The organism is Candidatus Aminicenantes bacterium, from assembly GCA_011049425.1.
Lineage (GTDB): Bacteria > Acidobacteriota > Aminicenantia > UBA2199 > UBA2199 > UBA876.
Map to the genome: position 1 here is coordinate 1 of DSBM01000122.1, position 7,458 is coordinate 7,458.

A 7,458-nucleotide genomic window follows, 5' to 3' on the forward strand; every position below is an offset into this window, starting at 1 on the left:
CAGCGTGCCTTGTGATACACAAAAGAATCCCCGGCGTATTTAATTTTCCAGCCGGCATTGGTTATGCGTTCGCAAATATCAGCATCTTCTCCGCCCCAAACAAGCTTTTCATTAAAACCATTTGTCTTGATTAATACTTCACTGCGAAAGATAGCGTTACAAGTCGCGATATGTTGAACATGGCCTTCTTTTGATACTTTGGTTACGGCATCGAGGCCCAAGTCTCCGCCTGCCGGATAACCCAGGCAGGCAAAACATTTTCCAAAATAGGAGGTGCCTGGGGGAGAATACGCATTACCGCCGACAACTGCAATGTCTTTTTTAATATTTCCGGCCAATATTTTCAGCCAGTTCCCGGGAACGATGCAGTCGGCATCCGTAAACGCAATGAATCCATACCTGGCATGGGATATTCCTACATTCCTTTGTATTCCAAATCCGGGTTGGTTGCATTTTATCAATCTTACTGTTTTGTAATTTTTTACAATATCGGGTGTGTTATCCGAAGAACAGTCAACAACCACTATTTCGTATGTGGCATAATCCAGTTGTACAAGGGAATCAAGGCAGTCCTTAATATTTTTTTCTTCATTGTGGGATATTACAATGATTGAAATCGCTTCCATGAATACAATATCCCCCGTATTTTATGCGAACCGATTCTCCTCAAAAAAGGAAATCTGTGTTTTGGTTCGCCACCAGTTACCGGTTTTGCCTGGAACGCCGTTACATTTTCAGATTCAATGTTTTTATTGCAGTAAAACCAAGCCCGGAAAAGTCGGTATAAATCCGTGCAAATATGCCTTTCATCCGGGAGATGAATGACATTTTCATGAGACAGAAATTTCTTTAAGGCCGCTTCCGCTTCATCTAAAAAATGAGAAAAATATTCAAAGCCTGACACTATGAGCCAATTGGTTCTCCTGCTGTTTTTTATCGGCTCGCCAAAATTCTTGAAATATTTTCTTGCCCCGGATTCGATCTCTTCTTTTGGGCATATGGAATGATATTCACTCAAGAGTTCGATGGTTAAGCTGGAATATCCTGCATCCGCACCTCTTTTTTCAAGATAATGCCCGTTTTGCAATTGATTGTTTGTGACTTTCTTGAGCTTTGATTCAGAAGCATTAAGATATTTTTTTATGCCGGTTGTTTTATAAAGCTTCAGTAAAGCCAATGATGCCGCGGCTTCCTGGTTGGTTAATATGATTTCATCATTCTTTACCAGCCAATCTCCGGCGCTTAGAAACGGTTGCGTCCACTTCTCATTCAGTCCAACAATGTTTGCGGCCTCGCAGGCCGCATGCAGAGAAAAGCTGGTTGCAGAAAATGCGCTTTCTCTGTGCATGTCCTCGGGAAAAGATCCGTTCCTGTTCTGAATCTTGCACAAATAATCAATTCCGGAATTTATCCTCTTTTTGTTGTCTGTTCCAAAAAATTTCTGTTCGTAAGCAAGTGAAAGCACGGCTTCCTGCCATCTTGCGTTGTCGTGTGTCACATCTCCTGAAATACGGGGTTTGAAAAAAGATCCATACGTGTGAGATTCACTGTCTAAATCCTGCATTGCCTTTAAAATTTTCAGGCTTTTTTGAATCCATTCTTCGTAAATCTTTTTTCTGCTTTCCATTTCCGCAACCGGGGTCACGTTCTACATTATCACATCCCGGGATGTTTCAAAAACGTTTCGCGGCTGGATACCCTGAAAATCCCAACGCCGGGATGGTTTTGCGCCTGCCCCTTGGGGAATCGATCCGTCTTTTCCGGTCGGTTTGAATAGAAAAACCCCGGGGAAAAACTCACTTCAGGCTGACGACTTTGACGATTTGTTGATTTTTCATAAAAACCCGATATAGTATGCCCTCTTGAAGGTTTCGGCATAACTGGTTCAAATGATTATGCTTTCTGGAAAAAGCAGACACTCATACTGGTTCCGGGTCTACGTTCCCCTGTTTCTGGCCTTGCTTCTGGCGCTTGGCCTTGACTTTATTCTGCATGTCAGGCAGCCGGGAAGGGCCTATTCAGCAGGCGGTTACGGCTTCTCCAATCCCAGCCTTGACCTGAAATTTCCCCAATTTTTTAAAGATATTGCGGACGGCAACATCCCGCACGTAATCTTTGTGGGAAACTCCATGGCCAGTCATGGCCTCCATCCGCAGTCCTTTTCCGCCGGATTCGCCGAAACCGGCGGATTTTCCCCCCGTTGCTTTAACCTGGGTTCCCGGGGGATGAACCGCAACCGGGTTAAAGACCTGCTTTTCATTATCAGCCGCTACGCGGGCAAATCCCTGGTTATCTGGGGCTGCAATTTCACTGATTTCAGGGTTCATACATACAAATCGGAACAGCCGCTGCTGGAATCCAATAACTGGCTCAGATTCCGCATGGGAAAATGGAACCTGACAGGCTGGCTGACGGAGCATTCCCGTTTGATCCGCACCTTCAGCCTTTTGCGATTGCGTTTTGAATTTCCGCTTCCCTTTCTTTTCCCGCTCCGTTTCCGATGCCTGGACAAGGTGGCACATTACGTTGAGCCAGTGGCTTCGTGAGTTCGTCTTTTTTCCCGTCTCCAGGGCCATGGCGCGACGGTTCCCCGGGACACGACACTTGTTGCCCATGCTGATTCCTCCCATGGTGGTCATGGTGTTCAGCGGCATCTGGCATGGGTTCAAGGCTCAATTTTTGGTCTGGGGCATACTCATTGGACTGATGGTTTTCGCGGAACGGGTAATCCACGTGATTCGCCCCCCCAAACCCCTGGCCGTGGTCTCCGCGCCACGGAAATGGGCCAAGGGGTTGGCGCTCTGGTGCTTTCTGGGCTTCTCCCTGGTGCCGTTCTGTATGCCTCCGGAGGCGGGGTTGCGCTTTTTTGTTGCACTCTTCCACGGCAACCTTCAACCCTTTCCCATGACGCCCGTCCTGCTCGTGATTCCGGCCTCCCTGGTTTTGGACCGGATCCAACTGCGCTTCGGAGAAACCCTGGACCGGCTTCCGATTCCCACCTGGAGCCAGGTACCACTTCAAGCGTTTCTGATCCTGGTTATATCCATGTTCCTGTTGACCAGGCATCCCGTTCCTTTTATTTACCAGGGATTCTGATGACCCATTCAACCATTGACCATACACGGATCCGCTCCCAACTCCTGCGCTACATCCGCGAAGAGATCCTGCGCGATCCAGACTGCGCCCTGGATATGGATACCCCCCTGATCACGGGAGGAATCATCGATTCTTTCAGCATTACCCACATTTCCGTGTTCATGGAAAAAGAATTTTCCGCCCATATCCGCGACGCGGATTTGACCATTGAAAACATGGACACCATAAACGACATGGCCCGCCTGGCGGGAAACGCCTTGTCCGAAAGCGAAAAGAGATCATGAACCTGACCGAATTCATTGTCCGCAACGCGCAATCGCATCCTCACAAAGAGGCCGTTTGTCTGCCCCTGGCCGATCCCCCGGTCTCATGGAGCTACAGAGAACTTCTCCATCTGATCCGCTGTGTGTCCGGCGGGCTATGCGCTGCGGGCCTGACACCCGGCAACCGGATCATGATCGCGCTGAATCGCCCGGAGGAGGCCATGCCCACGCTTTTCGGGTGTATGTACTCAGGCATGACCGCCAGCATCCTGCCCACTCCCGGGCTGCTTCAGGACGGCCGGTCCCGAAACGCGGAGATGATCTGCAAAGCCCGGGAACTGGATTTTCACGCCCTGGTTACAAACGAAGCGAATTCCTCCGCGGACTTTCCCGCACTCAATGCGGGGACACTTCTGGATTCGGCGCCTACTCCGGCGCCTGGAGTTGAACCCGTTGCGGATATTCCCGCTTACATCCAGTTTTCCAGCGGCACAAGCGGCAGTCGCAAAGGCGTGATGCTGGGACACGAGGCCATTCGCAACATGATCCATGATTTCTCCACCGCACATTCCTTCATTCCGGATCAGACAACCGCGTCCTGGTTGCCACTCTTTCATGATTTCGGGCTCTTCGCAGGTGTTCTGATGCCGTTGGTTTTCGGACACCGGGTCCTTCTTTGCTCACCGGTTCAATGGCTGCGCAAACCCGGACGGTTCTTGCGGCTGCTCGAGGAATACTCGGCAGGGTTCTTGTTTATCACTCCTTCCGGCCTGATTCACACCCTGCGCAGTTTGGACGAAACCGACCGTAACACCAATTTGACGAAAATAAAGTCGATTTTCCTGGGTGGCGAGCCTCTATACCCCGCATCGCTGGCTTGTATCCTCGATGGCCTCCGCGCGCTCCAATGCCCGGACAACGTGTTGCGCAACGGATACGGCATGGCGGAAAACACGCTTTATGCGACCATTACGCCGCCTGGGAGCCCCATTCGCATCGACTAGGGTTCGCACCGACTTGCAGACCGGGCGGTTGGACCGGGGGGTTCCCCCGCGACTGTATCGATCGGAATGCCCATTGGCAGCAACAACGTACGCGTTTGCGACGATCGCGACCACCCCCGGAAAGAGCGTGTCATCGGTGAAATCCAGTTGCGCAGCCGTACACTTTTTTCCGGATATTACAAGGGTCCGGCCTTGTCCGCGGTCCTGACCGCGGATGGATGGTACCGTGCCGGTGATTGCGGATATACGGCGGAAGGCGAGTTGTTTTTCACGGGTCGGAAGCGTGACTTGATCATCGTGGGCGGCAACAACATCGCGCCCGAAGACATCGAAGCCCTCACCTACAATATCGACGGCATCTTAGCCGAACGCACCGCCGCCTTTGGAATTCCCGATCCGGCCCTTGGAACGGAAAGCATCATCCTGGTTGTGGAAGGAAGACGAGGGTTGTCGGAGAAACAAAAAACCGCGCTTGCGCGCCAACTGGCCCGGCTGATCTACCGCGAAACCGGACTCGCCCCCGGAGCGGTTCACGTGATGCCGCGGGGATGGGTCTGCCGCACCCGCAACGGCAAGATCTCCCGCGCCAGGACCCGAGAAAAATTCCTCTCACTTGCGGTGAAATAAGCCGCACATGGGTTGCGCCAACCCTTTCCCATAAGTTTTCGTCCAAAATACCCTGATTAGAAAAAAAGAAAAACCCACGAACCCACACAAGGGAAACCGGGGTCAAATGACAAAAAGATATGGTTTTAGACGATTTTTTATGCATTTGGTTGAAAAAAAAATCCCAACTTGATAGACTGCAGCGAGTTTGTCTCAAACAGCTTTGTGCATTAAGGAGGTGTTTTATGCGCAAAATCAAGAAAAGTCAGCTCATTCTCGGGCTTCTGGCCATGGCTGTTTTCTGCCTGGCCACTTTTTCCGCCTGCGGGGGTGGAGAATCATCGATCACCCTGGCTGAGCGGGAATTGGAACTCACCGGACACGTCGTCAAGGGCATGCTGCCGGATTGGCCGGACCATCCCCGTGGTTACGGTTTCGCCCTCAGCGAGGACATGGACCCGATTTCCGATGTGGTTAAATTGAGCGTTCGCTTTTTGGCTCATGGCGGCACGGGTTACGATCACGAAAAACTAATGGAAGAGCTTAAATCCAAGAAGGAAACAGAGATGGAAATTGGGGTTCCCGAATTGGTGAAAGACATCTACGAGATCAAACCCGGAGTCTGGTCTTTTGTTGTTATGCGGGAAGGCTTCACGCTTGAAGGTGAAAGTGAATACACAATTCACGTGCTGCATCTTCCCGAAAAAGATGGGGAGCCGGGTTTGTTATGCCAGGGGCAGGCCCGTTTCGATCATGCCAAGAAATGGCAGGAAATCGAATCTATCCTTGCCGGGGTTACTTTCACAGCCAAGTAAAAAGTCCCTTAACACGATCATCCACAATTTGCCATTCGGGGCGGCGATAAAAATCGCCGCCCCGAAACCATTTCGCCTGGCATGATCGCATCGCTGCATGCCAGCGAAGCATCCTTCCGCCGAATAACCTGAAAACTCCGGGAGGTAGGTTACACCCGTCCCTTTCCGCCTTCTGCCAACTGCTTTTCTGCAGTTCTGTCCCCTGCCCCCTTATGTTCAAGTTAAAGGCAGGACATCTCCGAAGGCCCTGCAGGTAGTCCTGGGCAGAAACTGTGGGATGATCCCGGAAGTGTCTTTTCCACCTTTTCAATTCTGTTTGTTGACAGGGGTGTGGGTTCCCGGGATAATGGGTTTGAGCCCAACAGGTGATATCATGCCCGACATTCATTCCTTGAGAGTGCGTCAAGCCGCTGATTACTTGCGCTATCTTTCCCTGATCGCGATTGAAAAAGCCCAATCCGGGCACCCCGGCCTGCCGCTGGGCTGCGCGGATCTGGGCGTGACATTGTACCGCTACTATCTCAAACACAACCCGTGTCAGCCGCAATGGCCCAACCGCGACCGGTTTGTCTTGTCTGCCGGGCACGGGTCGATGCTGTTGTACTCCTTACTATTCATGAGCGGGTTTCCCCTGACCCTGGATGACCTGAACCGGTTCCGCCAGTGGCAGAGCCGCACTCCGGGTCATCCCGAGTTCCACGCGGCGCTCGGGATCGAAACCACGACCGGGCCGCTGGGACAGGGTTTCGCCAACGCCGTGGGCATGGCTATTGCCGCCAAATGGCGCGCCCACCGGTACAACCGCCCCGGGTACGAATTGTTCAATAACCGCGTGTTCTGCCTGGTGGGAGACGGCTGCCTGATGGAAGGCATCAGCTACGAAGCCGCTTCACTGGCCGGACACCTGGGGTTGGACAACCTGGTCACCATTTACGATTCCAACCGGGTTACCATTGACGGCCACACGGATATCACCTTTACCGAGGACGTGGCCGCGCGCTTTCGCGCCCAGGCATGGCAGGTCGCCCAGGTAAACGGCAATGACCCACAACATTTCGCTGCTACGCTGGATTCCCTGCTGCCGACTCCGGGAAAGCCCAAGCTGCTGATCGCCAACACCGTGATCGGCAGCGGCCTGAATCGCAAAAAAGATTCCAGCAAGATTCACGGCGCGCCGGCGGGAGTGGAGGAAATCGCTTATTTCGTGCGCCATTCAACCATGAAGCCCGTGGTCGCGGCCGCGGCCGGGATCGACCCTGAAAATGACGCGGACGGATTGCAGGCCTGGTTGACCCTCCAGGCGGGAAGCGAAACCCCGCTGCTTTCCCACCCGGAAGCCCTCTCATTCATGCGAGAAGACCTGATGCAACAACAGAACATGGCTGCAGAATGGGAAAAATTATGGAACCGTTACCAGCGCGAGTTCCCCCAAAGCGCCGCGGAAATTCTGCAAAGCCGGGAAAACGGGATTCCGGTGGACCTGGATTCGGCCCTGGCCGCATACCGTGAGGACGCTGCCGCCGACCAGAAAGGGGATGTGGCCGGCGCAGAGACGCAACACCCGGCCGGACATGTTGCGGGTGGCGTCGGCAGCGTCCTCACGGTATGCGGCCAGGGCCGAATCCAGGTCCACCGGAATCCCGTTTTCCCGGCTTTGCAGAATTTCCGCGGCGC

General features: G+C 52.8%; 9 protein-coding genes. 7 read left to right on the top strand and 2 right to left on the bottom strand.

Annotated features, from left to right (window positions below; all coding sequences use genetic code 11):
* Both ENN40_08300 and ENN40_08305 read right to left on the bottom strand, forming a co-directional pair.
* A partial coding sequence (locus tag ENN40_08300; GenBank protein HDP95343.1) for a glycosyltransferase occupies window positions 1-626 on the bottom strand: 626 nt, incomplete at its 3' end.
* Complete coding sequence (locus ENN40_08305; GenBank protein ID HDP95344.1) at window positions 602-1,627, bottom strand: hypothetical protein; 1,026 nt, start codon at window positions 1,625-1,627, stop codon at window positions 602-604. The genes ENN40_08300 and ENN40_08305, both read right to left, overlap by 25 nt.
* 262 nt (window positions 1,628-1,889) lie before the next feature.
* On the opposite strand from ENN40_08305, the gene ENN40_08310 reads away from it, so the two are divergent.
* From ENN40_08310 to ENN40_08340, 7 genes are all read left to right on the top strand, one after another.
* Entirely contained in the window at window positions 1,890-2,546 is a 657-nt protein-coding gene (locus ENN40_08310; protein HDP95345.1) for a hypothetical protein, read from the top strand.
* Window positions 2,461-3,096: a hypothetical protein gene (locus tag ENN40_08315; protein ID HDP95346.1), complete on the top strand. Its 636-nt coding sequence runs from the start codon at window positions 2,461-2,463 to the stop codon at window positions 3,094-3,096. The genes ENN40_08310 and ENN40_08315 overlap by 86 nt, the downstream gene beginning before the upstream one ends.
* Window positions 3,096-3,380 (top strand): acyl carrier protein, encoded by a 285-nt coding sequence (locus tag ENN40_08320; protein HDP95347.1) that lies wholly within the window; start codon window positions 3,096-3,098, stop codon window positions 3,378-3,380. The genes ENN40_08315 and ENN40_08320 overlap by 1 nt, the downstream gene beginning before the upstream one ends.
* A complete protein-coding gene (locus ENN40_08325; GenBank protein ID HDP95348.1) occupies window positions 3,377-4,363 on the top strand; it encodes a hypothetical protein in 987 nt (328 codons plus the stop codon). The genes ENN40_08320 and ENN40_08325 overlap by 4 nt, the downstream gene beginning before the upstream one ends.
* Window positions 4,364-4,429: 66 nt before the next feature.
* Window positions 4,430-4,990 (top strand): hypothetical protein, encoded by a 561-nt coding sequence (locus ENN40_08330; GenBank protein ID HDP95349.1) that lies wholly within the window; start codon window positions 4,430-4,432, stop codon window positions 4,988-4,990.
* Window positions 4,991-5,214: 224 nt separating this feature from the next.
* Window positions 5,215-5,784: a hypothetical protein gene (locus tag ENN40_08335; protein ID HDP95350.1), complete on the top strand. Its 570-nt coding sequence runs from the start codon at window positions 5,215-5,217 to the stop codon at window positions 5,782-5,784.
* A 373-nt stretch (window positions 5,785-6,157) separates the two neighbouring features.
* On the top strand, window positions 6,158-7,458 hold a 1,301-nt coding region (locus tag ENN40_08340), incomplete at its 3' end, for a hypothetical protein (GenBank protein ID HDP95351.1).

Bases quoted from the DNA above. Each gene is read 5' to 3' on its own strand.
- ENN40_08310 (HDP95345.1), top strand. From the start codon at position 1,890: ATGATTATGCTTTCTGGAAAAAGCAGACACTCATACTGGTTCCGGGTC.
- ENN40_08330 (HDP95349.1), top strand. From the start codon at position 4,430: ATGCCCATTGGCAGCAACAACGTACGCGTTTGCGACGATCGCGACCAC.
- ENN40_08325 (HDP95348.1), top strand. From the start codon at position 3,377: ATGAACCTGACCGAATTCATTGTCCGCAACGCGCAATCGCATCCTCAC.
- ENN40_08335 (HDP95350.1), top strand. From the start codon at position 5,215: ATGCGCAAAATCAAGAAAAGTCAGCTCATTCTCGGGCTTCTGGCCATG.
- ENN40_08320 (HDP95347.1), top strand. From the start codon at position 3,096: ATGACCCATTCAACCATTGACCATACACGGATCCGCTCCCAACTCCTG.
- ENN40_08305 (HDP95344.1), bottom strand. From the start codon at position 1,627: ATGGAAAGCAGAAAAAAGATTTACGAAGAATGGATTCAAAAAAGCCTG.